The sequence below is a fragment of the Pararhodobacter sp. SW119 genome (genome assembly GCF_017811755.1).
GTDB lineage: Bacteria > Pseudomonadota > Alphaproteobacteria > Rhodobacterales > Rhodobacteraceae > Pararhodobacter.
Genome location: NZ_JADDJF010000005.1, coordinates 139,461 through 161,752, shown reverse-complemented (window position 1 = coordinate 161,752; position 22,292 = coordinate 139,461). Strand labels below are relative to the sequence as shown.

23 protein-coding genes are annotated in these 22,292 nt (G+C 67.6%); 14 read left to right on the top strand and 9 right to left on the bottom strand.

Annotation, left to right across the window (positions count from 1 at the left end; genetic code table 11):
- Positions 1-29 precede the first annotated feature (29 nt).
- The 3 genes from xrtD to IM708_RS05455 form a co-directional block, all read right to left on the bottom strand.
- Positions 30-1,637, bottom strand: coding sequence for a VPLPA-CTERM-specific exosortase XrtD (xrtD, locus tag IM708_RS05465; RefSeq protein ID WP_209425312.1), 1,608 nt, complete (start codon positions 1,635-1,637; stop codon positions 30-32).
- Positions 1,638-1,771: 134 nt separating this feature from the next.
- Positions 1,772-2,674, bottom strand: coding sequence for a CHAD domain-containing protein (locus IM708_RS05460; protein ID WP_209425311.1), 903 nt, complete (start codon positions 2,672-2,674; stop codon positions 1,772-1,774).
- Positions 2,675-3,031: 357 nt separating this feature from the next.
- Positions 3,032-3,415 (bottom strand): hypothetical protein, encoded by a 384-nt coding sequence (locus IM708_RS05455; protein WP_245243011.1) that lies wholly within the window; start codon positions 3,413-3,415, stop codon positions 3,032-3,034.
- A gap of 193 nt (positions 3,416-3,608) precedes the next feature.
- On the opposite strand from IM708_RS05455, the gene IM708_RS05450 reads away from it, so the two are divergent.
- Together IM708_RS05450 and IM708_RS05445 are read left to right on the top strand one after the other, a co-directional pair.
- Positions 3,609-4,085: a DUF2383 domain-containing protein gene (locus IM708_RS05450; RefSeq protein ID WP_209425310.1), complete on the top strand. Its 477-nt coding sequence runs from the start codon at positions 3,609-3,611 to the stop codon at positions 4,083-4,085.
- A gap of 160 nt (positions 4,086-4,245) precedes the next feature.
- Positions 4,246-5,331: a hypothetical protein gene (locus tag IM708_RS05445; protein ID WP_209425309.1), complete on the top strand. Its 1,086-nt coding sequence runs from the start codon at positions 4,246-4,248 to the stop codon at positions 5,329-5,331.
- Positions 5,332-5,379: 48 nt separating this feature from the next.
- Here the strand turns inward: IM708_RS05445 and IM708_RS05440 are convergent, their stop codons facing one another.
- Positions 5,380-6,273: a ParB N-terminal domain-containing protein gene (locus IM708_RS05440; protein ID WP_209425308.1), complete on the bottom strand. Its 894-nt coding sequence runs from the start codon at positions 6,271-6,273 to the stop codon at positions 5,380-5,382.
- Positions 6,274-6,576: 303 nt separating this feature from the next.
- The gene (hmgA, locus tag IM708_RS05435; protein WP_209425307.1) at positions 6,577-7,935 is read right to left on the bottom strand and encodes a homogentisate 1,2-dioxygenase; all 1,359 of its coding nucleotides are present in this window, start codon (positions 7,933-7,935) and stop codon (positions 6,577-6,579) included.
- Between the two features lie 130 nt (positions 7,936-8,065).
- Here hmgA and IM708_RS05430 point away from each other — a divergent pair, with 130 nt between their 5' ends.
- The 3 genes from IM708_RS05430 (at position 8,066) to IM708_RS05420 (ending at position 9,650) form a co-directional block, all read left to right on the top strand.
- Positions 8,066-8,518 (top strand): MarR family transcriptional regulator, encoded by a 453-nt coding sequence (locus IM708_RS05430; protein ID WP_209425306.1) that lies wholly within the window; start codon positions 8,066-8,068, stop codon positions 8,516-8,518.
- Positions 8,519-8,631: 113 nt separating this feature from the next.
- The gene (locus IM708_RS05425) at positions 8,632-9,273 is read left to right on the top strand and encodes a DUF433 domain-containing protein (RefSeq protein ID WP_209425305.1); all 642 of its coding nucleotides are present in this window, start codon (positions 8,632-8,634) and stop codon (positions 9,271-9,273) included.
- Complete coding sequence (locus IM708_RS05420) at positions 9,273-9,650, top strand: DUF5615 family PIN-like protein (RefSeq protein WP_209425304.1); 378 nt, start codon at positions 9,273-9,275, stop codon at positions 9,648-9,650. The genes IM708_RS05425 and IM708_RS05420 overlap by 1 nt, the downstream gene beginning before the upstream one ends.
- Before the next feature lie 507 nt (positions 9,651-10,157).
- Here IM708_RS05420 and IM708_RS05415 read toward each other — a convergent pair.
- On the bottom strand, positions 10,158-10,661 hold the full coding sequence (locus IM708_RS05415; protein ID WP_209425303.1) for a hypothetical protein: 504 nt from the start codon (positions 10,659-10,661) through the stop codon (positions 10,158-10,160).
- A gap of 222 nt (positions 10,662-10,883) precedes the next feature.
- On the opposite strand from IM708_RS05415, the gene IM708_RS05410 reads away from it, so the two are divergent.
- The 9 genes from IM708_RS05410 (at position 10,884) to IM708_RS05370 (ending at position 18,664) form a co-directional block, all read left to right on the top strand.
- Entirely contained in the window at positions 10,884-11,255 is a 372-nt protein-coding gene (locus IM708_RS05410; RefSeq protein ID WP_209425302.1) for a CidA/LrgA family protein, read from the top strand.
- Positions 11,248-11,964, top strand: a complete 717-nt coding sequence (locus IM708_RS05405; protein WP_209425301.1) for an LrgB family protein — start codon at positions 11,248-11,250, stop codon at positions 11,962-11,964. Before IM708_RS05410 ends, IM708_RS05405 begins: the two co-directional genes overlap by 8 nt.
- Before the next feature lie 55 nt (positions 11,965-12,019).
- Positions 12,020-12,475 carry a GAF domain-containing protein gene (locus IM708_RS05400; RefSeq protein WP_209425300.1) on the top strand — a complete coding sequence of 152 codons (456 nt, stop codon included), beginning with the start codon at positions 12,020-12,022 and terminating at the stop codon, positions 12,473-12,475.
- Positions 12,472-13,515 (top strand): saccharopine dehydrogenase, encoded by a 1,044-nt coding sequence (locus IM708_RS05395; protein ID WP_209425299.1) that lies wholly within the window; start codon positions 12,472-12,474, stop codon positions 13,513-13,515. Before IM708_RS05400 ends, IM708_RS05395 begins: the two co-directional genes overlap by 4 nt.
- Before the next feature lie 52 nt (positions 13,516-13,567).
- On the top strand, positions 13,568-14,494 hold the full coding sequence (locus IM708_RS05390) for a hypothetical protein (RefSeq protein WP_209425298.1): 927 nt from the start codon (positions 13,568-13,570) through the stop codon (positions 14,492-14,494).
- A gap of 76 nt (positions 14,495-14,570) precedes the next feature.
- Positions 14,571-15,929 (top strand): MATE family efflux transporter, encoded by a 1,359-nt coding sequence (locus IM708_RS05385; RefSeq protein WP_209425297.1) that lies wholly within the window; start codon positions 14,571-14,573, stop codon positions 15,927-15,929.
- Between the two features lie 80 nt (positions 15,930-16,009).
- Positions 16,010-16,429 carry a 30S ribosome-binding factor RbfA gene (gene rbfA / locus IM708_RS05380; protein ID WP_209425328.1) on the top strand — a complete coding sequence of 140 codons (420 nt, stop codon included), beginning with the start codon at positions 16,010-16,012 and terminating at the stop codon, positions 16,427-16,429.
- Positions 16,413-17,162 (top strand): phosphodiester glycosidase family protein, encoded by a 750-nt coding sequence (locus tag IM708_RS05375; protein ID WP_209425296.1) that lies wholly within the window; start codon positions 16,413-16,415, stop codon positions 17,160-17,162. The genes rbfA and IM708_RS05375 overlap by 17 nt, the downstream gene beginning before the upstream one ends.
- A 35-nt stretch (positions 17,163-17,197) precedes the next feature.
- Positions 17,198-18,664: a protein adenylyltransferase SelO gene (locus IM708_RS05370; RefSeq protein ID WP_209425327.1), complete on the top strand. Its 1,467-nt coding sequence runs from the start codon at positions 17,198-17,200 to the stop codon at positions 18,662-18,664.
- Between the two features lie 143 nt (positions 18,665-18,807).
- Here the strand turns inward: IM708_RS05370 and IM708_RS05365 are convergent, their stop codons facing one another.
- The 3 genes from IM708_RS05365 to IM708_RS05355 form a co-directional block, all read right to left on the bottom strand.
- Positions 18,808-19,659 carry an ABC transporter permease gene (locus IM708_RS05365; protein WP_209425295.1) on the bottom strand — a complete coding sequence of 284 codons (852 nt, stop codon included), beginning with the start codon at positions 19,657-19,659 and terminating at the stop codon, positions 18,808-18,810.
- 11 nt (positions 19,660-19,670) lie between these two features.
- Complete coding sequence (locus IM708_RS05360) at positions 19,671-20,972, bottom strand: ABC transporter permease (protein ID WP_209425294.1); 1,302 nt, start codon at positions 20,970-20,972, stop codon at positions 19,671-19,673.
- A gap of 138 nt (positions 20,973-21,110) precedes the next feature.
- On the bottom strand, positions 21,111-22,217 hold the full coding sequence (locus tag IM708_RS05355; RefSeq protein ID WP_209425293.1) for an ABC transporter substrate-binding protein: 1,107 nt from the start codon (positions 22,215-22,217) through the stop codon (positions 21,111-21,113).
- Positions 22,218-22,292: the final 75 nt, after the last annotated feature.

Below are 22,292 nucleotides of genomic sequence, written 5' to 3'. Positions count from 1 at the left end.
CGAGCCGGGAAATCATCGCTCTGTTCAGGTCAGTTGCGAAGCCCCGGAACGAATCGCGGCAGGGGCTCCAGAACTTCGCCAAGCGCATCGCGCAGCCGCTGCTCGGCGACCTGCTGCGGTTCTTCGACGCCGATCGGGGTGATCAGGCGCACGATGGCGCTGTCCTGACGGCCGTTGCGCAGCTTGCCGGACATCAACTGCATCTTCGCGGTGAATTCGGACGCGGTGCGCTGCCCCTGCTGCTCGTACCAGTAATACACCAGCGAACGCTCCATCCCGCGCTGGATGACGGCGCGGTTGAGCGTGAAGGTCGCGCCGTTGCCGAACTCCTCGCTGACGTCGATCCGCTCCAGCCGCGCGATCTCCCAGCCGCCGCCGGGCAGGCAGACCTCGGGCGAGTGGACGCCGCCGCGCATCTGGTCGCTGTACCACGCCATGAACAGCTCGACCGGCGCATCGGCGCGCGGGTTGCGCAGGATGGCGGAATGATAGTCGTCGGCGGCCAGGATCTGCGCCACTTGCGGGTCGAGTGGCGGCAGCGGCGTCGCCTGCCAGCCGCCCAACTGGTGCGGGAAGGCGCCGAACGGATCGCGTGTCACGACGACCGGTTCACGCTCGGGTATCGCTTGCCAGACGAGGCCCAGCACCAGCCCCAGCAGCGCCCCGAAGATCAGCGTCCGCGACGGCTCGATCAGCCGGAGGCGCATCGCCTGGGTTCCAAGACCGGTCGTATCCAGGTCGAGCGCCTGCAGCACGCCGACCCGCGGGCGGCGCAGCTGCAGGAGAATCCATGAGAGCAGCACCAGCAGCGCCACGGCCGACAGGAAGATGACCCAGCCTTCGAAGAAATGGGTGAACCCCTCGACCCAGTCGACGCCCCAGTGCTGGACGATCACGCCGGCGATGGCGATGCGGACGGAATTCAGGATCACCGTGATCGGCGCCGCGGCGACGAGCAGCAGGGCCTTGTGCCACATCGGTCCCTGATAGAGCACCGCAAAGACATAGGAGAAGCTGAGGATCGGGAAGAGGTAGCGCAGGCCCGAGCACGCCTCGGCGACATGCAGCTTGAAATCCCCCAGATCGATGATGTTGCCTTCCAGATAGACCGGCACGCGCAGCAGGTGCAGAAGCGCGACGCCCATCTCGGACGAGATGCCCTGCAGGAAGGTCGACATCCCGAAGTAGAGCGCGCCGGGAAGCGGCAGCATGTAGACCAGATGCACGATCGGCGGCCAGAAATGCTTGCCGGTCTGCCAGCCAAAGCTGATCAGCAGCACCGCCCCCCACCAGAGGATCAGGCCATAGGCGACGATGTCGCCGATGCCGATCATCTTGCCGGCGAAGGCGAGCGCGAGCGAGAAGACCAGCAGCGCAAGTCCCGGCCAGCGGTTCAGCGTCGTCCCGGTCTCGATCGGCACGGTCTTCAACTGGCGCAGGAACAGCAGCGCCGACAGAACCGGGATCAGCGGCCCGTGGCTGTATTCCGGCGTCCGCCAGGCGGCCAGAAGTTCGGCAATGCCTTCCCAGAAGAAGACGACCGACCCGGTCACCGCAACGACGAGCCAGAAGACCCCCCAGTTCAGAAAGCTTCGCAACCCGCTCGGGCGAAGGGAGATATCCGGAGACGCTGACATGACTTCTTCAAATCCACCAGTTTCAACACATCACCACGGCCAGCGCCGGGTGCACAATCGATTTATTGATACACTAACGTTTCGAAATGGTCACGTCCTCACACATGGATGTGTGTCGCCTTCGACGGGTGTTTTCAGGTCTGCGCGCGCCAGAGTTGCCACCACCTTTCCCAGCGATCCGCAAGCGCGTCCGCGGGCTCTGCAAAGAGCCGGGAGCCGAGCGCGACGGATCGCGCGGCAAGCTCCCGACGCCGGGCGATCACCACCTCGCGCAGCGCCGCGAGCGCCGGCTCTGCCGCAGGTGCGCGGGGCGATTCCAGCGTCGTCAGCAGCACGTCGAGGTCGTTGTGGTCGCCGAGGAGTTCGCCCAGTTCGCCAGCCTGTTCGACATGGGGCGCCATCAGTTCGGGCCAGATCGGCAGCAGAAGGCGGGCCTGATACCAGTGCTGCTTCACCGCTTTTCGCCAGTCGTGAAAGGCGTCCGCGGGTAGGCCGGGATCGCCGAGGGCGGTGCGCGCGCGTTTCGCGCCCTTCCGGCAGCGCCGCCAGGTCGCGGTCAGTCCCGGGCGCAGGGCGTCGAATTCCTGGCCCTTGATCTTCCACCGGCCGCAACGCTTCCGCATCGCCTTGATCTCGTCGGAAAATACCCGCCGCGCCGCGATCAGGGCGTCGGGGTCGGTCGCCTGCTGCCGTCGCGACTCCAGCAGGGCGCGCAGCGGTGGGATCGCGTCGGCGGGGAGCGTGGCCTCGAGCGTTTCGAACGTCCGCAGCATCACCTCGGCATCGCGGAGCCCGGCGATCTGCCGGGCGGCGTCGCGCAGCCTTGCGGTTTCGGCGCGCGCGGTCGGGCAGACCGGGCGAATCAGGCGCAGCAGCCCGCGCAGCTTCTTCGTCGCCTTGCGCAGGCCGTGTACCGAAGCGGGATCGCCGGCGAGATCCGCCTTCAGCCGGTCGCGCGCCTCGTCCAGCTGGCCGCGGGCGATCCGGCGCAGCCCGGTTTCGACGGAGCGGTCACTGGACTTCAGCTGGAACGGCATGGGACGCCTCCGAAGCGCGCGTTCAAGACGAATATACGTCAGCCCTGTGACGCTTCGATGACGCGGGCGCCGCCTGCAATCCGGGGCTTGCGAAACGCCCGCGCGCGCCCTACCTCAGTGGGTGGCGGGTTCTGCTCTTCGCGTGGAAGGCCCTTTTCCAGTGGCCTATACTCCTTTCCGAGGGGGCTGGCTCTGCCGGGGTCCTGGCCTCGGTATCTGGCGCCCACCTGAATGTTCAGGCTCTCGGGAAACTCACGCCGACCACGGTCGCTGCGGGCCCGCCACTCAATCGCCCGAAATGAAATGACCTTCGGTGCGTACCGGGGTGCGCGTCCTCCGGTTCTTGTGGCGTGAGAGTCAGCGGTCGGGCGTGTCGGCCTCGACCGGGATCGGGCGCGGGATGGGGCCGCCGCGTGGCATCAGCACGCGCAGGCGTTGACCACCGCCGGGGCTCTGCGGCTCGCCCATCCGCATGATGGTGATCGCGAACTGTACGCCGGCGAAGACGAGGCCGTTGAACACCACCAGAAGCCCGAGCGCGATCCAGCCGCCCTGCGTCGACAGGATCAGGCCGCGCAGGCCGGCGACGTCGAAGCCCAGCAGCAGGCCGACGAAGACCGCGGCCAGCGCGAAGCCGATCAGGCACTGGCGGATGTAGAGGCGCACGAGGCGCGGGGGGCGGCCGGGCAGGTCGTAGCCGTCCGCGTCCATCTCGATGCTGTCGGTCGATCTGCCGGGCATGCGCGCGCTCCTTCTTTCTGCCCCCATAAATAGGCCACCGACCCGCGTTTGTCATCCCGCGGGTGCCCGGCGGTTTGTCGCAGCGGGGGGCGGTGGGCGGCGCGCCGGGGCGCCGCTTACCCGTCCCGCGGGGGAACCGGATGGCGGGTTGTGAATTGAAACCCCATCCAGTGAGTCCAGAAAGGAGCCCGCCATGCCCACCCCGTCCGAGACCATCTCGAGCCTGCATACCAAGGTCGTCGATGCCGCCAAGGGATACGAGGAAGCCCGCGAGATCGGCCGGCGCGCCAATGTCGGCGACCTGTGCGACGAGCTGCGCAAGACCCACATGAGCCACGCGCATGAACTGGCGGGGCTGTTGCTGGAGCGCGGTGAGCGGCCGGATTCCGACGGGTCGTTCATGAGCGTGGTCCACAAGGTGGTGCTGAACGTCCGCTTCGCGCTGACGGCGGACGAGAAGAGCCTGCTGCCCGGCCTGCGCGACGGCGAGAAGCGGATCCTGGAAGCCTATGACGACGCGCTTCGGGAATGCGAGATCGCCGGCCGCGACGTGAAGAAGGCCGAGGTCGAGGTCCTGAAGAAACAGCGCGAGAGCGTGGTCGCCAACATCGGCAAGATCGACGCCATGCAGGAGGCATCGGGTCAGTCCTCGGGCCAGGCGCCGGCCTGACAGGCGGAAAGGGGAAGCTGGCTGCGAGTGTCCGCATGCGGACAGCGCATCAATGTGTTGAAAAGATGAGATTAAAGACGTGATCAGGGCCGAAAGTGAGGCACTGGTGTATAGTTGTATGGCTTTGCTTTCGTGAGGTTGAGAAGCGGATACGCAGCTATTGACGCGCCAGCGAGCGCATGGTGCTGTAATTTTGCAGAACAGCCTTGGAGAGCGGATGGCTGGTCGGAATCAACACCACTTCTGGCAGGCGATACAGCGCGGCTTCGGAAACGAACGTAAACCCGGTTACACTTCGGTAATCGTTTACCAGAAAGACAAGGCTCCTTTCCCGGTCGGGACCAGGAACTTCGGTGCGCAACGAGATTTCTTCGATTTCGAGCCCGGCATCGGGGCTGACTCGATGATTACGAGTTCCGAGAATGAACTACAGGGGCTAGTGAAGTACTTACAGGGCGGTGGATGTATTGCAACTGAGCACACCGAATCCATTGCGTCACTCATTGCGCATCTCGAAGCGCGGACCAAGTTCATTAGGGAGCAATTCGCGGATATTTTCCTTGATCTCGCTGGAGAGTTAAATCGTTGGTTTTCGAATCCGAGAGTTTTTTCGCAAATGATGCGCAAGTATGCTCGCGACAATCCCAATGAGATTGATCAGATGCTTGCTAAAGAGATTGCTGATCCAGTTCAACGAGAGGAAATCAGAAGAATCGCTGTTCGGAATTTTGATATACTTGGGAAGAAAGTTTCGAAGCTCGCAATGGTCGAAGCCCGCCAATCGCTTCAGGAATTGGTTAGGGACAGGTTGGAATGGGCAAAAAACTCTCACATTAAAGCGATTATGGGCGCGACCGACAATAGCAGTCGAAGAGATCGTTATAGGGGGCTTAGTTTCAGGTTGAAATCAGGTTTCGCTGGCAACCTCATTTGCCCGGATACAATGGTCGCGTTTGTTACTGCCCGCAAGCTAACCCCATTTCTGGATCGGGATGATTCCCTCCAAGCGGTTTGGGTGCCATTGGCTTCTGATCTCTTGCTAGTTGGAGAAGCCCGTCGGGTCGTTGATCGTGACGCTCAGTCAATATTGCGTGCACTTGCGACAACGTCCCATGAGGCGTTTATCGCCAACGCTGATGTTCCAGACACCCGCAGACTCGCATCGCGCATTGGAAAAAACGCGCAGATCCTCAGTGCCTCAGAAATCAATTCGATAAAGCGGGATACGCTCGCGGGCCTGCTTTGATCTGGTTCACTATCGACTCGAAAGCCCGCGGAAGCCCTGTACCACTTGCTAGCGACCGAACTGCTGTTCCACGTAGTCCATGATATCCTCCATCAGCGGGCCCGAGGCTTCGGGGCCTGTAAAGCGTAGGTTCCAGCCCTCGGGCGTCTTTTCGCGGCGGATTTGCAGGCCGACGCGGGGGTGGACGACGCGACGGGGGCGGCCGGGACGGTAGGCGAGTTGCGGGGTGCGAACTTCTGCTTCGGCTTCGTCGAGGATGGGGCGGAGGAGCTTCCACTGGCCCTCGGGCGAGCGGTCCAAGGAATGTTTGAGCGCGGCTTCGATGACGTGGCCGTAATCCCTGCGCAACGCGTCGGCGATGCGGGTGAGTTGGCGCATGCCGAGCGACTCGGGGTGGGTGAGCACCCCTTCGCCGATTTCGGCGATAACCTCTGCGATGGAGCGGAAGCGGGCACGACGTTGGCGGTCCAGCGTCGGATAGAGGCCGGCGACGGCTGCGTCGAGGGTGTCGAAGAGGCCCTCGTCGACGGATTGGACGACGATGCGGCCCTTCTCCCAGGGGGAGATGTCGGCGCGGATCTCGTTCTCGGCGATCATTTTCGCCATCGCGTCGGGGATGTCGCGGGGCTGGTGGATGAAGGCGGGGATGCGGGCGTCGGCGTCGTTCTGGTGGATGCGCCCGAAGGCGGTCAGGCGGCGCATGCCCGAGATCAGGCCGTAGCGGGGGCCGCCGGGTTCGGGGGCGGAGAAGGCCCAGACCTCGATCGGTTGGCGCAGGCCGGTGAGCAGGATCGAGGTTTCAAGCTCGGCCAGGGCGGCGGGGTCGAGGGCGGTGCGGTCGCGCGGCAGGGCGTTGGCGTCGATGTCGCCGGGGGCGAGGAGGTGGATCTGCGGGGCGGCGGTCTGGGCGGCGGTTTCGGGGGTGTCGGGCTGGGCGGTCATCGGAGGCTCCTCTCGGCCGGGTTGGGGCGCGAGGGTAGGCAGGGGAGGGGTGAAGATGCGGCCTGCGGGGCGTGCGGTGGGGTAGGGCGGGGGTAAGGGTTGGGGGACGGGGAAGTCTGTTTCTTCTTTTTCGGCCGTGCGCCAGCACGGCCAGCGCCCGACCCGCCCCCACGGGGCGGGCGCTTCTCGCCCACCCCTCGGGTCGGGCGCTGGCCGTGATCCGAAGCCGGGTGCGGGAGCGAGTGGCAGTGGAGACCCCTGCCTAGGCGTGGGAGCGCCGGGCACGCCTCTTGATGCCCGCTCCTACTTGATGCCCGGCGTGCCGTCGAACTTCTTCTCGAGGCTGGTCCAGCAGTCGAGGTAGTCGTCCTGCAGCGGCGCCTCGTTTGCTGCGTAGTCGGTCAGGTGCTGGGGAAAGCGCGTCTCGAACATGAAGGACATGGTGTTGTCGAGCTTGTGGGGTTTCAGCTCGCCGTTCGACGCGCCCTCGAACGCCTCGCGGTCGGGGCCGTGGGGGAGCATGCAGTTGTGCAAGCTGAGGCCGCCGGGCGCAAAACCCTGGGGCTTGGCGTCGTACTGGCCGTAGATGTTGCCCATCATCTCGGACATGATGTTCTTGTGGTACCAGGGCGGGCGGAAGGAATGCTCGGCCACCAGCCAGCGTTCGCGGAAGAGGACGAAGTCGATATTGGCGGTGCCGGGCAGGCCCGAGGGCGCGGTGAGCACGGTGAAGATCGACGGGTCGGGGTGGTCGAAGAGGATGGCGCCGACCGGGGAATAGGTGCGCAGATCGTACTTCCAGGGCGCGTGGTTGCCGTGCCAGGCGACGACGTCGAGCGGCGAATGCGGGATCTCGGTCACGTGGAACTGGCCGCACCATTTGACGGTGACGCGGGAGGGGGCATCGCGATCCTCGAACGCCGCGACCGGGGTCTTGAAGTCGCGGGGATTGGCGAGGCAGTTGGCGCCGATCGGGCCGCGGTCGGGCAGGTTGAGCTTCTGGCCGTAATTCTCGCAGACGAAGCCGCGGCAGGGGCCTTCGAGGACTTCGACCCGGTAGAGGAGGCCGCGGGGCAGGAGGGCGATCTCCTTCGGCTCGATGTCGATGACGCCGAGTTCGGTGCAGAAGCGCAGGCGCCCTTCCTGCGGGACGACGAGGAGTTCGCTGTCGGCGGAAAAGAAGTATTCGTCCTGCATCGAGTCGGTGACCAGGTAGATATGGGCGGCCATCCCGACCTGGGTGTTGACGTCGCCCGCCGTGGTCATCGTGCGCATGCCGGTCAGCCAGGTGTAGCGGTCGTCCTGCGGCATCGGGATCGGGTCCCAGCGGTACTGGCCGAGGCTGATCACATCCTCCTTCACATGCGGCGCGGTCTTCCAGTAGGGCAGGTCGAGCTTTTCGAACCGCGACGTGTGGCGGACCGAGGGGCGGATGCGGTAGCACCAGGTGCGTTCCGGCCGCGGCTGGGTGAAGGCGGAGCCCGAGAGTTGTTCGGCATAAAGGCCGTAGTTGCATTTCTGGGGCGAGTTCTGGCCCTGCGGCAGCGCGCCCGGCAGCGCCTCGGTCTCGAAGTCGTTGCCGAAGCCGGGCATATAGCCCTCATGCGTGCCGGTGGTGCCGGTGGCGCGGATCATGCCTTTCGGCAGGCCCTGGTCGGTCATGGCGTGTCTCCCTTCTGGCGTTTGCCCCAACATTCATTGCAGATGCAACAATGTCAAGGGGTCGTTGGAACTGCATTGATTCCCGCGCGGGATTGTGCTGGTCTTTCCGCCCCATAGCCGGAAGACCCCGATGCCCGAGGACAAGACCGACCCGATCGCCCGCTTCGACCTGGGCGCCTTCCTGCCCTACCGGCTGAACGCCGCCGCCGCCCGCGTCAGCCGCGCCTTCGCCGAGCATTACCGCGAGGAATTCGGCATCTCGATCGCCGAGTGGCGGGTGCTGGCGCATCTGCACCACGCCGGGCCGGTGTCCGTCCGCGATATCGAGGCGCGCACGGAGATGGAGAAATCCAAGGTCAGCCGCGCAGCCACGAGGCTGGAGGAGGCCGGCTACGTCGCCAAGGCCGCCAACGACGCCGACCGAAGGCTGGTGCAACTGACCCTGACCCCGGACGGGCGCGCGCTGGTGGCGCGGCTGCTGCCGGTGGCGATGCGCTTCCAGGCCGAGATGAAGGCCCGGCTGGGGCCGCATGCCGAGGGACTGGAGGCGGCGCTGTCGGTGCTGTTGGAGGCGCGGCGGTAGGAGATCAGAAGGCGGGGTGGCCGTAAGTCCGGGTTATTGAGGGTATCGGGCAAGAGCGATTGACCGCCGTTCCAAACTGATCGAATACTGCTAAGTGAGTACGGGAGGAGTGCATGAGCGGTGACGAGATCATTGGCGCTTTCGGAGAGGCCGACGCCGCCCGCCTCACTGGGCTCACCATGGGGCAACTTCGGGCATGGCATCGTAGTGGCTTGTTAAGGGCCAGCTACGCCGCTGAAAGCCGGAGTTTGCCCTACAGCCGTGTGTATTCTTTCCGGGACATCGTCTCGCTCCGCGTGCTGGCGTCCCTCCGGCTCGAACATGGCGTCTCCGTTCAGCATCTAAGGAAGGTATCTGAGCGACTCGCACACCTAGGCGAGAAGCGATGGACCGCAACCACGCTCTACGTTCTCGGAAAGCGCGTCGTCTTCGACGACCCGAAGACCTTGGCCAGGCAAGAGGTCGTAAGCGGCCAGCGCGTCTTCGACATCCCGCTGAAGGTTGCGATCCGGAGCACTCGGGACGCCATTCGCGACCTCAACGCGCGGCAACCGCAGACAATTGGCCATGTGGTAAGCGAACGCTTCGTGATGAACAATCGACCCGTTTTCGAGGGAACGAGAATTCCCGTCGCTGCGGTCGCTGCCTATCTTGACCGCGATATTCCCGTGGCCAGCATTCTACGCGAGTTCCCTGAATTGCGCGAAGGTGATGTGGAGGAAGTGCGCAACCGCATGAGGGCGACCGCCGCCTGATGGCGCCTTTGATAGTCATTCGCTTCCTACTCGACAACAACGTGCCTGACTCGGTGGCGCACTTCCTCCGCGAGCGCGGGCATGACGTCGAGCTTGTACGGGAGATCATGGCCTCGGATGCGAAAGATCCAGTCGTCGCCGTGGCGGCCATCGAGGCGCAGCGGGTGCTCATTTCTTGGGATAAGGACTTCAACCACCAGAGGTTCCAGCAGCCACGGTTCGCTGCGCTGAGCCGCATCGGGATGAGTTGCCCCGAACCGGACGGCGCCGCCCGCATAGCACAACTGATCGATGTCGTTGAGTTTACGTACGCCCGAGCGAACGGATCGCCCATCTTAATCCGAATCGCGCGGGACAAGTACCAAGTGCGAAACTGATCCTACTAGCGCTCCTAAGCGTTCATGCGCCCAATACTCCGTATCTGAAAGCATTTCAGCTCGCACATAGGTCAAGCCGAAACGCCCTGCACTTCGCTTGCTCGCGAGGCGAGGCGCAACTCTATGGCCCCGCCTGATTTGTCCCGCGACAAATCGGGCCGCGCCTGCCTGCCCGTCACGCCGCAGGCGTGCCTTCGGCACGACGGCAGGCGCGTTTCCGCGCCTACCCAGGCAGCCGCGGCCCGATTGCAGGCGTTCGGCGCGGCCGATCCCCCCTCGCCCTGCGCTTGCGCTTCGGGCGACGGCCCGGGCGAGGGTCCACTGGACCCTCGCCTGATCGGGCCGGGCGGCGGTTCGGGGGGCGGTGATCGTGTTCGGGGATGATGGACGTGCCGCCGGCGCGGCGCGGTTGCGGGCCTCCGGCCCGGCTGCGGGTCCGGGGATTCGCGTTTTGCGACGATCAGCGCACCGCCGGCGCGACCGCCCTCGCGTGCCGGCGCCATGCCATCAGGCGGCGCTTGCCGCTCCGGTCAGCTCCACCCACAGGAAGTTCCGGGCCGGGCCGACGATGTAGAAGCTGTCGGCCTGATCGGTGCGCACCGACCAGAGGAAGCTGGTCGGGCCGTTGCGCCCGGCGCGGGTCGTGCTCTCGTAGGTGAAGCCGTTGATCACGAACCAGACGTGGCGGATCCGTTCCGGCGTGCGGTCGCGAAAGCCGATGCGGACCACGTCGTCGTTCTTCCAGGCGTGATCGGCATAGGGGATTTCGACATAGTGGTTGTTGCGGAAGTACTGTTCCTGGTGCCAGCTGCCCGCCGGAATGCGGACATGCGGGTCGGTGGCGCGGTAGATCATGTACTGCACGAAGCCCGAGCAATCGAGGCCGGTCACGGTGGCGGGGGCGTTCGACAGCCGGCGGACCTTGCCGCGGCCCTCGCCGATTTCATAACGCACGTGGCCGCTGCGCAGGGCGTAGAAGGTGGACAGGAAGGCGGTGGCGTGGATGTCCATGGCAGCTCCTTTCACGAGGGGGATGGAGGCGTGAAAGCGGTCGGATCGGTGAAAATATCGACGGGGTGAATCGGAGCGTGAAAGCGAGGATCATAGCAGGATTCCGGGCATCCTCAAAGCGCCCAGAAGGGTCGAATTCGGGCGCGGCGGAGGCACGAGTACCCTTGCGTCGCGGCGCGTCGCGGCAGAGCATGGCGCGACTTCCCTCGGGCGAGGCGCACGATGATCCAGGCCCTGACGCTGATCCTGCTCTGCCAGCTGGCCGGCGAGGCGGTGGCGCGGGCGCTGGGCCTGCCGGTGCCGGGGCCGGTGCTGGGCATGGGGGCAATGCTGGTGTTGCTGGCCGGGTCCGACCGGGTCGCGGCCGCCGTGGTGCCGGTGGGGCAGGGGATCCTGCGGCATCTGTCGCTTCTGTTCGTGCCGGCGGGGGTGGGTGTCGTCGGGCATCTGGACCGGCTGGGGGCAGAGGCGTTGTGGCTGCTGGTCGCCATCGTCGTCTCGACCGTGCTGGCGATCGGGGCGGGGGCGCTGGCGTTCAAGCTGGTCGCGGGGCTGACCGGGGCGGGGCAGGAAGCAGGGCCGCGCGATGGCTGATTTCGCCGAGATCTGGAGCTACCTGGCGCGCGGGCCGCTGGTCTGGCTGACGCTGACGCTGGTCGCCTATGTCGTGGCCGACGCGCTGAGCCAGGTGGCGGGGCGGGCGCCGCTGGCCAATCCGGTGCTGATCGCGGTGATCCTGCTGGCGCTGACGCTGTGGGGGACCGGCACGCCCTACGCGGTCTATTTCGAGGGGGCGCAGTTCGTCCATTTCCTGCTGGGCCCGGCGACGGTGGCGCTGGCTGTGCCGCTGTACCAGGAGGGCGCGCGGCTGAAACGCGCCATCCTGCCGGTGCTGGCGGGGCTGGCGGTGGGGTCGGTGGTCGCCGTCGTCTCGGCCCTGTGGATCGCGCGGGCGCTGGGTGTCGCGCCTGAGACGCTGGCGGCGCTGGCGCCCAAAAGCACCACGGCGCCGGTCGCCATCGGCATCGCGCAGTCGCTGGGCGGCTCGCCGACGCTGGCGGCGGTGCTGGTGTTGCTGACCGGGATCATCGGCGCGATTGTCGCCACGCCCTTGCTGAACGCGCTGGGCGTGCGCGACTGGCGGGCGCGGGGGTTGGCGACGGGGGTCGCGGCGCACGGGATCGGTACGGCGCGGGCGCTGCAGGTGCATCCGCAGGCGGGGGCCTTTGCCGGCATCGGCATGGGGCTGAACGCGATCCTGACAGCCCTTCTGGCGCCGGCGGTGCTGCGGGTCTTCCTGTGATCTTTCCCTGCCCCGCAATTCGTGGCAATCAGGGGCGTCAGCCACAGGTTTCCAGATGCCCGATTACCCCGCGCTTGCCGCCCGTGTCCGGGCCCTGACCGAAGGTGAGGACGATGTCGTCGCGCTGATGGCGACCGTCGCCTGCGAGGTGCATCATGCCGACGAGCGCTTCGACTGGACCGGGTTCTACCGCGTCGTGGCGCCGGACCTGCTGAAGATCGGCCCTTATCAGGGCGGGCACGGCTGCCTGGTGATCCCGTTTTCGCGCGGGGTCTGCGGGGCGGCTGCGCGCACCGGCGTCGCGCAGATCGTCAATGATGTCGAGGCTTTTCCCGGCCATATCGCCTGCGCCGCCAGCACACGCTCGGAACTGGTGCTGCCGGTGATCGACGCCGCGGGCGGGCTGATCGGCGTCTTCGACATCGACAGCGACCGCCGCGATGCCTTCACCCCGGAGGACGCGCGCGAACTGGCCGCGATCCTGGCCGAGACCTTCGGGAGGGCGGCATGACCCACCTCTGGGTTCGTGCCGAGGAGCGCGCCGACGAGGCGCGCGTCGCCCTGACGCCCGAGGGCGCGGCGGAACTGATCGCGCGCGGCTTCCGCGTCACGGTCGAGGACAGCCCGACCCGCGCGCTGCCCTTCGGCGATTACATGGCCGCCGGCTGCGAAGCCGCCGCGCCGGGAAGCTGGCGCGAGGCGCCCGCCGACGCGATCATCCTTGGCCTGAAGGAGCTGCCAGAGGAGGATACGCCGCTGCGCCACCGCCACATCCTGTTTGGCCATGCGTTCAAGGGCCAGCCCGCCGGGGCGCGGCTGCTGCGCCGGTTCCGGACCGGGGGTGGCACGCTCTACGACCTCGAATCGCTGACCGACGAGACCGGGCGGCGGGTCGCGGCCTTCGGCTACTGGGCGGGCTATGTCGGCGCGGCGGTGACGCTGAAGGCCTGGGCGGCGCAGGCGCGCGGCGAGATCTGCGGCCGGGTCGCGGCGCATGCCGACCGCGCGGCGCTGCTGGCCGAACTGACCGAGGAGATGGGCGACGTGCTGCGCCCCGACGCGCTGGTCATCGGCGCCAAGGGGCGCACCGGGCGCGGGGCGACGGACCTGCTGGCGGCGATGAACGTGAAGGCGCAGCTTTGGGACAAGGAAGAGACCGCGCAGGGCGGCCCCTTTCCGCAGATCCTGGGGTACGAGATCCTGCTGAACTGCATCCTGGCCGAGCCGGGCGGCCCGGTCTTCGTGCCCGCCGACGCCGTCGGCATGGCGCGCCGGCTGCGCGTGATCGGCGACATCGCCTGCGATCCGGGCGCGGACTATTCGCCGATCCGCGTCTACGACCGGGTGACCAGTTGGGCGGCGCCGGCGCTGCGCGTGCATGCGGCGCCGCGCCTCGACGTCGTGGCGATCGACAACCTACCGGCGATCCTGCCGGTGGAAAGCTCGCGCGATTTCGCGGCGCAGCTTCTGCCGTATCTGACGATGCTGGACCGGATGGACCAGGGCGTCTGGGCCCGCGCCCGGTCGGCGTTCGAACGCCATGCACCCTGACGTGAACCCCCCGAGGCTTGCGGTCCCGCCCCGGACCATGAGACGAGGGGCGATGCTGCGCTTTGCCCTTTTCCTGGCGGTTGCCGCCGCGGCGATCTGGACGGTGCTGGCCGGCCCGCTGGCGGCGCCGGTGCAGTCGCTGCTGCAACCGGCTGGCCGCTGGCTGCTGTCGGTTCAGGCCGGCTTCCAGACCGAAATGGCGCAGGAGTTGCGCGGCATCCGCGCTGGGCAATCCGCGGCCTTCTGGGGGTTGATGCTGGTCTGCCTGAGCTACGGGTTTCTGCATGCCGCGGGGCCGGGGCACGGCAAGGCGCTGCTGGGGGCCTACGGCGTCGCCCGGCGGGTCAGCGCGCTGAAGCTGGCCGGGATCGGGCTGCTGGCGGCACTGTTGCAGGCGACGGTGGCGGTGGCGCTGATCCTGGTGCTGGTCGGCGTCGCCGGGCTGGGCCGCGCCGGGATCGAGGAGGTCGACCGCGGCCTGCTGACCACGCTGTCGATGGTCGCCATCGGCGGGATCGGGCTGTGGCTGCTCTGGCGGGCGCTGGCGCGGGTGGCGCCGGGGGGCGCGCAGGCCGACCACCACCACGTTCCGGGCCCGGATGGCCATTGCGAAACCTGCGGGCACGCGCATCTGCCCCCGGCGCCGGCGATGCTGGCCGCCACCACCCCGCGCGAGGTCGCGGCGCTGGTCGCCGCAGTGGCCGTGCGGCCCTGTTCCGGCGCGCTGATCCTGCTGCTGCTGACCTGGCAGATGGGCATGCTGGGCGCGGGGATCGCCGGGGCCTATGCGATGGCGCTGGGCACCGCCGGCGTGACCATCGCGCTGGCGCTGGGCCTGATGCTGGGGCGCGACGGGTTCCTGCGCGTGGCCGGCGGGGTCGACCTGCGCCGCGCCCACTGGATCGGCGCGGGGATCGAGGCGACGGCCGGTCTGGTGTTGCTTCTGGGTGTCCTGTCGGTCGTGGCGGCGCTGGGCTGAGGGCGCGGGGCTTTCCCCGGATCGGGGCGAAGTGCATAAAGGCGGGCCGCGCCATCCGATTCCAGCAGGCCACCCCGTGACGTCCCAGGTCGATCCCGGTTTCCGCACCCATGCCCGCGCCGTCCTGGTGCTGGGCCTGCCGCTGGTGGGCAGCCACCTGGCGCAGTTCGGCCTGCATGTCACCGACACGATCATGCTGGGCTGGTACGGGGTCATCGACCTGGCGGCGGGGGCGCTGGGGGCGACGATCTTCTTCGTCTTCTTCACCTTCGGCTCGGGCTACGCCAATGCCGTCATGCCGATGGTCGCCACCTCGGCCGCCGCGGGGGACGAGCCCGAGGTGCGGCGCGCCACCCGCATGGGGATGTGGCTGTCGATCGGGTTCGCGCTGCTGGTGCTGCCCTTCTTCCTTTTCTCCGCGCCGATCCTGGCCGCGGCGGGGCAGGAGGCCGAGGTTTCGGCCCTGGGCGGGGCGTATCTGGCGATCGTCGGCTTCGGGCTGGGCCCCGCGCTCTTGGTCATGGTGCTGAAAAGCTACTTGGCCGCGCTGGGTCGTACGCAGGTCGTGCTGTCGGTCACGGTGTCGGCGGTCTTCGTCAATATCGGGCTGAACTGGATCTTCATCTACGGCAACCTCGGCGCGCCGGAGATGGGCGTGCGCGGGGCGGCGCTGGCCTCGGTATTCGTGCAATTGTTCACGCTGGGGGTGATGCTGGCCTATGCCGTCTGGCTGCCGGCACTGCGCCGCTACGACCTGCTGGTGCGATTCTGGCGGCCGGACTGGGGCGCGCTCAGGGCGGTGAACGCGCTGGGCCTGCCCATCGGGCTTGCGATGCTGGCCGAGACCGGGCTTTTCGCCGCCTCGGCGATCATGATGGGCTGGCTGGGCGCACACCCGCTGGCCGCGCATTCCATCGCGCTGGAGATCACCGCGATGTTCTTCATGGTCCACATGGGGCTGTCGAACGCCGCCACCGTGCTGGTCGGCCGCGCCCGCGGGCGGCGCGACATCGACGGGCTGCGCGCGGCGGCGCGGGCCTCGCTGATCCTGTCGATGGGCGTCGCGGTGGCGACGATGCTGGTCTACTTCACGCTGGGCGAGGTGATGGTCGGCGCGTTCCTGGCCCCCGACAACCCCGAGCGTGCGGTGATCGTGCCGCTGGGCGTGACGCTTCTGTGGGTGGCGGCGATCTTCCAGTTGGCCGATGGCGGGCAGGCGATGGCGATGGGCCTTCTGCGCGGGATTCAGGACACCAAGATGCCGATGGTCATCGCCGCGGTCAGCTACTGGCTGATCGGCATCCCGGTCAGCTACGCGCTGGCCTTCCTGGCCGGGTTCGAGGGGGTGGGGCTGTGGTTCGGGCTGGTCGTCGGGCTGATGGTCGCCGCCATTGCGCTGACCATCCGGTTCTGGCGGGCGGTGGGCACCGGCTGATCGGGCGGGTCTGGCGGCCGGTTGCCGCCGTCACATCCGCGTGCATTGCGCGGGCTGCTGCAATGGACTATGCGGGCGGCATGGCCAAGGGTCGTTTCAATCCGGGCAAGGGCCCCACGCAGCGGCAGCTTCGCGTCGGCGAGGTGATCCGTCGGCGTCTGTCCGACGTGCTGATGCGCGGCGATCATCACGATGCCGAGCTTTCCGCCTACTCGATCACCGTGTCCGAGGTGCGCACCTCGCCCGACCTGAAGGTGGCGACCGCCTTCGTGATGCCGCTGGGCGGCGCGGGGGCGGATGTCGTGCTGGCGGGCCTGCGGCGCAACAGCGCCGAGTTGCGGCACCTCGTCGCCCGCGGGCTGGAGCTGAAATACGCGCCCGAATTGCGCTTCGTCCTCGACGAGAGTTTCGACCGGATGGATACCGCGCGCCAGCTTTTCGCCGAGCCGCGCGTTCAGGCCGACCTGGCCGAGCCCGACGACGATGATCCGCGCGGCTGAGGCGCTGGCCGCGGTCCTGGCGCTGGCGCCGGTGCCGGCCATCGGCCAATGTGCGCAACTGGTCCACGAGGCGATCCCCTACACGATCTGCGAAACCGCGGCGGGCGACGACCTGCGGCTGTTCCTGACCGATGCCGATGGCGCCCCCTTCGGCACCTTCGCGCGGATCGAGGCGGCGCTGGCGGCGCAGGGGCTGGCCCTCGGGTTCGCGATGAACGCCGGCATGTACCACCCCGACCGCCGGCCCGTCGGCCTTTATGTCGAGGCCGGCGAGACGCGGGCGCGGCTGATCACCTCGGAAGGGCCGGGCAATTTCGGGATGCTGCCGAACGGGGTCTTCTGCATCGGCGCGGCGGGGTTTTCGGTGATCGAAAGCCGGACCTTCGCCGACACCGCCCCCCCTTGCGACTACGCGACCCAGTCGGGGCCGATGCTGGTGATCGACGGCGCGCTGCATCCGCGCTTTTTGCCCGATTCCCAGTCGCGCAACATTCGCAACGGCGTCGGCGTCAGCGAGGACGGGCAGCGCGCCTATTTCGCCATTTCCAACCAGCCGGTCACCTTTCACGAATTCGGCGGTCTGTTCCGGGATGCGCTGCGGGTGCCGCAGGCGCTTTACTTCGACGGCAATGTCTCGCGCCTGCATGCGCCCGAGTTGGGCCGGTCGGACTGGGGGCGGCAGATGGGGCCGGTCGTGGGGCTGGTCCTGCCGCTTCCGGATGCGGGGGGCTAGTCGCGCGCGCCGGCGATGACTACCTCTGGTCCATGATGAACATCGCTTTCGACAACACCTACGCGCGCGACCTTGAGGGGATGTATGTCCCGGTCGAGGGGGCGCCCGCGCCCGCGCCCGAGATGGTGCTCCTGAACGAGGGGCTGGCGCGCGACCTCGGCCTTGATCCCGCGACGCTGAAATCGCCCGAGGGGTTGGCGATGCTCAGCGGCTCGGCCATGCCCGAGGGGGCGACGCCCTTGGCGATGGCCTATGCGGGCCACCAGTTCGGCGGCTTCTCGCCGCAGCTGGGCGACGGGCGCGCGCTGCTGGTGGGCGAGGTGATCGACCGCAACGGACAGCGGCGCGACATTCACCTGAAGGGATCGGGGCGCACGCCGTTTTCGCGCGGCGGCGACGGCAAGGCGGCGCTGGGGCCGGTGCTGCGCGAATTCATCCTGGGCGAGGCGATGCATCGCCTGGGCATTCCCACGACCCGCGCGCTGTCGGCCGTGGCCACCGGCGAGACGGTCTGGCGCGAAACGCCGCTGCCCGGCGCCGTGCTGGCCCGCGTCGCGGCGAGCCATCTGCGCGTCGGCACCTTCCAGTTCTTTGCCGCGCGCGGCGACGCGATCCGCCTGCGCCGGCTGGCCGATTATGCCATCGCCCGCCACGACCCCGACCTTGCCGGCACCGAGGACCGCTATCTGCGGTTTCTGGAGCGCGTCATCGACCGGACCATGCGGCTGGTCGCGCAGTGGATGGCGGTGGGCTTCGTGCATGGCGTGATGAACACCGACAACACCGCGATCTCGGGCGAGACGATCGATTATGGCCCCTGCGCCTTCCTCGACCGCTACGACCCGATGGCGGTCTTTTCCTCGATCGACACGCAGGGGCGCTACGCCTACGGGCGCCAGTCGGTGCTGGCGCAATGGAACCTGGCGCGGCTGGCCGAAACGCTGCTGCCGCTGATCGACCCGAAATCGCCCGAGGATGCGCTGCCCGCCGCGCAGGCCGCGATCGAGCGCGCGCCGGCGATCTACGCGGCTGCCTGGCGCGACGCCTTCGCCGCCAAGCTGGGCATCGCCGCGCCGACGGAGGAAGACGACGCCCGCATCGACGGGTTCCTGGAACTGCTGGGCGCGGGCGGGGCGGATTTCACGCAAGCCTTCCGCGGCCTGATCGCCGCCGCGCAGGGGTCGGACACAAGGCTCTGGGCGCTGGTCGGCGGCGCGCCTGGCCTGCAGGACTGGCTGGCCGACTGGCGCGCGCGGATCGACGCCCAGCCCGGCGGGGCCACGGCGGCGGCGGAGCGCATGGCGACCGTCAACCCGGTCTACATCGCGCGCAACCACCGGGTCGAGGAGGCGCTGGCCGCCGCGCAGAAGGGCGACCTCGCGCCGACGCAGCGGCTGTTGCAGGCGCTGTCGGCTCCCTACACCCCGCGCCCCGACTTCGCCGATCTGGAAGGCCCCGCGCCCGAGGATTTCGGCCCCTATGTGACCTACTGCGGGACCTGACCCCGCGCCGCCGCCCGCCGCGCAGACCTTTCGATGCGGTTAACGGCGGTAAGGTTCCTAAGACCCGTCAATGACTTGAGGCAGGTGCGCAAATTGCGCACCTGCCTCGCATCGGGACGAAAGCGCCCTTGTTGACCGGTGGCTCAGCCCGGGGTCAGGCCGCGCAGGCGCTCGCTGCGCCGGCGCAGAAGCTCGATCACCACCAGAAGCAGCACCGACAGCGCCACCATGACCGAGGCCACGGCGAGGATCGTCGGGCTGATATCCTCGCGGATGCCGGACCACATCTCGCGCGGGATGGTGCGCTGTTCGGGGCCGGCGACGAAGAGGACGATGACGATCTCGTCGAACGAGGTGATGAAGGCGAAGAGCGCGCCCGAGATCACGCCGGGCAGGATCAGCGGCATGGTGATCTTGAAGAAGGTCCGCGTCGGCGAGGCGCCGAGGCTCGCGGCGGCGCGGATCAGCGACTGGTCGAACCCGACCAGCGTCGCCGTCACCGTGATGATGACGAAGGGCGTGCCCAGTGCGGCATGCGCCAGCACCACGCCCAGGTAGGTTCCCGAGATTCCGATCTGCGAGAAGAAGAAGAACATCCCCGCGGCCGAGATGATCAGCGGCACGATCATCGGCGAGATCATGATCGCCATGATCGCGCCCTTGAACGGCATCTCGGACCGCGACAGGCCGAGCGCGGCCAGCGTGCCCAGCGTCGTCGCAAGGACCGTCGCCGCGATGCCGATGATGAAGGAGTTGCGGATCGAGCGCATCCAGCTGTCCGATCCCAGGAAGTCCTGGTACCAGCGCAGGCTGTAGCCGTCGGGGTTCAGGGTCATCATCTCGCGCGTGAAGGAAAAGAACGGCTGCGCGTTGAAGCTGAGCGGGATCATCACCAGGATCGGCGCGAGCAGGAAGAAGAAGATCGCGAAGCAGATCACCCGGAACGTGTAGTACCAGATCTTGTCGCCGGTGGTCGCGTAGGAGGGAAGGGCCATGATGCGTCTCCTTACCCGAACTTCAGGCTGTCGGTGCCGACCAGCCGGTTGAAAAGCCAGTAAAGCACCAGCACGCCGACCAGCAGCATCGTGCCCAGCGCCGCGGCGAGGCCCCAGTTGAGCGATTGCTGCATGTGCCGCGCGATCTCGTTCGAGATCATGCGCCCGGACTGACCGCCGACCAGCGCCGGCGTGATGTAGTAGCCGATCGAGATGATGAAGACCAAGACGCCGCCGGCGCCGATCCCCGGCAGGGTTTGTGGGAAATAGACGCGCCGGAACGCCGTCGAGGGCCGGGCGCCCAGGCTTTTGGCGGCGCGCAGGTAGCTGGGCGGGATGGTGCGCATCACCGAATAGAGCGGCAGCACCATGAAGGGCAGCAGGATATGCGTCATCGCAACGATGGTGCCGGTCATGTTGTAGATCATCGAGAAGCGCCCGTCGTCGCCGATGATCCCCATCGCGACCAGCGCCGAGTTGATCACGCCCTGCTGCTGCAGCAGCACGATCCAGGCCGAGGTGCGCACCAGAAGCGAGGTCCAGAAGGGCAGCAGCACCGCGATCATCAAGAGGTTGGCGTAGCGCGTGGGCAGGATCGACAGGTAGTAGGCGATCGGAAAGCCCAGCGCGAAGGTCAGGAAGGTGATCGCGGCCGACATCAGGATCGTGCGGATGAAGAGCTGCACATAGATGCGCCGGTTCTCGTCGCGCAGCACGATGTTGCCGTCGGAGTCGAATTCGCGGTCGAGCGCGGCGACGTAGTAGGCACTGGTCAGCGGCCGCCCCTCGCGCTCGATAACCCGCCAGAGTTCGATGTTGTCCCACAGCCGGTGCGCGTCGAGGAACTCGTCGCGGTAGGGCGGCTGGAAATCCGCCACCTGGCGGGAGGTGCGGGTGATGGCGCTGCGCGCGGCGCTGAGTTCATAGTTCAGGCGCACGGCCAGCGGGCCCATCACCTGTTCGGCGCGCGGGCGGCCGACATCCGCCATGAAATCGGCGTGCAGCGCGGCGAAGACTTCTTCGCTGGGGAGGGTTTCACCGTCCCAGTCCTCCAGCGCTTCCAGCGTCTGGGGCAGGGCGCGCACGACCTGCGGGTTGTCGACGCTGCGCCACATCATCTGGGCGATGGGAAAGACGAAGAAGGCGAGGATGAAGGCGAGAAGGGGCGTGACCAGCAGGAAGGCCGCGAACTTGCGCCGGCGTTCCGCGCGGCGCAGTGCCGCCTTCAGCGGGGTGCCGTCGGCCGTGGTCAGGCGCCCGTTGCGTTCGGTCTGCATTTCCGGGGCGATATCGGCGGCGTCAGCCTGCGCCATGCGTCTGTCTCCATCCCGTGATCCGGGCGCCCCGGGGGGCGACTGCGGTCCTCAGCGGCGTTTCGGTGCGGGGGCAAGCCGGCGCCTCCGCGACCGGGGGAAGGGGCGCGCAGCGATGCGCGCCCCCCAGGGATGCGATTACTGCAGCATCCAGTTGGCGAACCGCTCGCGCAGTTCGTCGCCGTAGTCGGCCCAGAAGTCGTTATCCAGGACGATCGGGGCGAAGTAGTTGTCCGGGTTGGTCGGCATGTGCGGGCCCATGTCGATGCCCAGGTCGGCATGCTCGCCCACCAACTCGGCCGAAGACGCGCGCGCCGGGCCGTAGGAGATGTACTTCGCCTGGTCGGCCAGCCGCTGGGTGTCGGTCGCCCAGTAGACGTATTCCATCACCGCATCGATGTTGCGGCCGCCGGCCGGGATCACCCAGCCGTCCCATTCGACGACCTGACCGTCCCAGATGATCGCGGCATCCATGCCCTCGACCTCGATCGCGTCGAACATCCGGCCGTTGTAGCCGGTGGCGAACACGACCTCGCCATCCGCCAGAAGCTGCGGCGCCTGCGCGCCTTCGGTCCAGAAGATGATGTGGTCCTTGATCGTGTCGAGCTTGGCGAAGGCGCGGTCGACCCCTTCCGGCGTCGCCAGCACGTCGTAGATGTCGTCGGGGTCGACGCCATCGGCATAGAGCGCCCATTCGAGGTTGGTGCCCGGGCGGTCCTGCAGTGCGCGCTGGCCCGGGAAGTTCTCGACATCGAACAGCGCCTCGATCGAGTCGGGCTGGTTGTCCGCGTCGAAGGCGCCGGGCCGGTAGGTCAGCACGGTCGAATAGACGATCTGCGGGATGAAGCACTCGCCCAGGCTGCCGGGCAGGAAATCCTCGCTCGCCGGGGTGCCGTCGGGGCCGGCGGCCAGCATCTCGTCATGGTCGATTTCCATGATGATGCCTTCGTCGCAGGCCAGCTGCGCGTCCGAGGGCAGCATGTCGACGAGGTCCCAGGTCACGTTGTTCGCCTGGCTTTGTGCCCGCAGACCGGCCAGCGCGTTGGCCGAGCCGTCGTCGTTGATGATCGTCACATGCGGATTTTCCGCCATGTAGGGCTCGTGATAGGCGCGGTTCTGGCTGGCCGTGTAGGCCCCGCCCCAGGAAACGATCGTCAGGGAGACCGGGTCCTGTGCCTGCGCCGCGCCAAGCGCGATGACGCTGGCAGCGGTGCCGATGCCCAGAAGTTTCAGTTTCGAGACCATGATTACCTCCTTGGTTGGTCCATTCACGCCGGGTACGCGTTGACCCGGCGGGTTCGTCTGCCCCGTCCGGACGTG

What these genes read in the sequence shown, in the direction of transcription:
- IM708_RS05420 (WP_209425304.1), top strand. Translation starts at nt 9,273, where the DNA reads ATGGCGCCTTTGATAGTCATTCGCTTCCTACTCGACAACAACGTGCCT.
- IM708_RS05455 (WP_245243011.1), bottom strand. Translation starts at nt 3,415, where the DNA reads ATGCCCGGCAGATCGACCGACAGCATCGAGATGGACGCGGACGGCTAC.
- IM708_RS05405 (WP_209425301.1), top strand. Translation starts at nt 11,248, where the DNA reads ATGGCTGATTTCGCCGAGATCTGGAGCTACCTGGCGCGCGGGCCGCTG.
- IM708_RS05430 (WP_209425306.1), top strand. Translation starts at nt 8,066, where the DNA reads ATGCCCGAGGACAAGACCGACCCGATCGCCCGCTTCGACCTGGGCGCC.
- xrtD (WP_209425312.1), bottom strand. Translation starts at nt 1,637, where the DNA reads ATGTCAGCGTCTCCGGATATCTCCCTTCGCCCGAGCGGGTTGCGAAGC.
- IM708_RS05370 (WP_209425327.1), top strand. Translation starts at nt 17,198, where the DNA reads ATGAACATCGCTTTCGACAACACCTACGCGCGCGACCTTGAGGGGATG.
- IM708_RS05390 (WP_209425298.1), top strand. Translation starts at nt 13,568, where the DNA reads ATGCTGCGCTTTGCCCTTTTCCTGGCGGTTGCCGCCGCGGCGATCTGG.
- IM708_RS05355 (WP_209425293.1), bottom strand. Translation starts at nt 22,217, where the DNA reads ATGGTCTCGAAACTGAAACTTCTGGGCATCGGCACCGCTGCCAGCGTC.
- IM708_RS05425 (WP_209425305.1), top strand. Translation starts at nt 8,632, where the DNA reads ATGAGCGGTGACGAGATCATTGGCGCTTTCGGAGAGGCCGACGCCGCC.
- IM708_RS05395 (WP_209425299.1), top strand. Translation starts at nt 12,472, where the DNA reads ATGACCCACCTCTGGGTTCGTGCCGAGGAGCGCGCCGACGAGGCGCGC.
- IM708_RS05440 (WP_209425308.1), bottom strand. Translation starts at nt 6,273, where the DNA reads ATGACCGCCCAGCCCGACACCCCCGAAACCGCCGCCCAGACCGCCGCC.
- IM708_RS05450 (WP_209425310.1), top strand. Translation starts at nt 3,609, where the DNA reads ATGCCCACCCCGTCCGAGACCATCTCGAGCCTGCATACCAAGGTCGTC.
- rbfA (WP_209425328.1), top strand. Translation starts at nt 16,010, where the DNA reads ATGGCCAAGGGTCGTTTCAATCCGGGCAAGGGCCCCACGCAGCGGCAG.
- IM708_RS05365 (WP_209425295.1), bottom strand. Translation starts at nt 19,659, where the DNA reads ATGGCCCTTCCCTCCTACGCGACCACCGGCGACAAGATCTGGTACTAC.
- IM708_RS05460 (WP_209425311.1), bottom strand. Translation starts at nt 2,674, where the DNA reads ATGCCGTTCCAGCTGAAGTCCAGTGACCGCTCCGTCGAAACCGGGCTG.
- IM708_RS05400 (WP_209425300.1), top strand. Translation starts at nt 12,020, where the DNA reads ATGCCCGATTACCCCGCGCTTGCCGCCCGTGTCCGGGCCCTGACCGAA.
- IM708_RS05415 (WP_209425303.1), bottom strand. Translation starts at nt 10,661, where the DNA reads ATGGACATCCACGCCACCGCCTTCCTGTCCACCTTCTACGCCCTGCGC.
- IM708_RS05375 (WP_209425296.1), top strand. Translation starts at nt 16,413, where the DNA reads ATGATCCGCGCGGCTGAGGCGCTGGCCGCGGTCCTGGCGCTGGCGCCG.
- IM708_RS05360 (WP_209425294.1), bottom strand. Translation starts at nt 20,972, where the DNA reads ATGGCGCAGGCTGACGCCGCCGATATCGCCCCGGAAATGCAGACCGAA.
- IM708_RS05410 (WP_209425302.1), top strand. Translation starts at nt 10,884, where the DNA reads ATGATCCAGGCCCTGACGCTGATCCTGCTCTGCCAGCTGGCCGGCGAG.
- hmgA (WP_209425307.1), bottom strand. Translation starts at nt 7,935, where the DNA reads ATGACCGACCAGGGCCTGCCGAAAGGCATGATCCGCGCCACCGGCACC.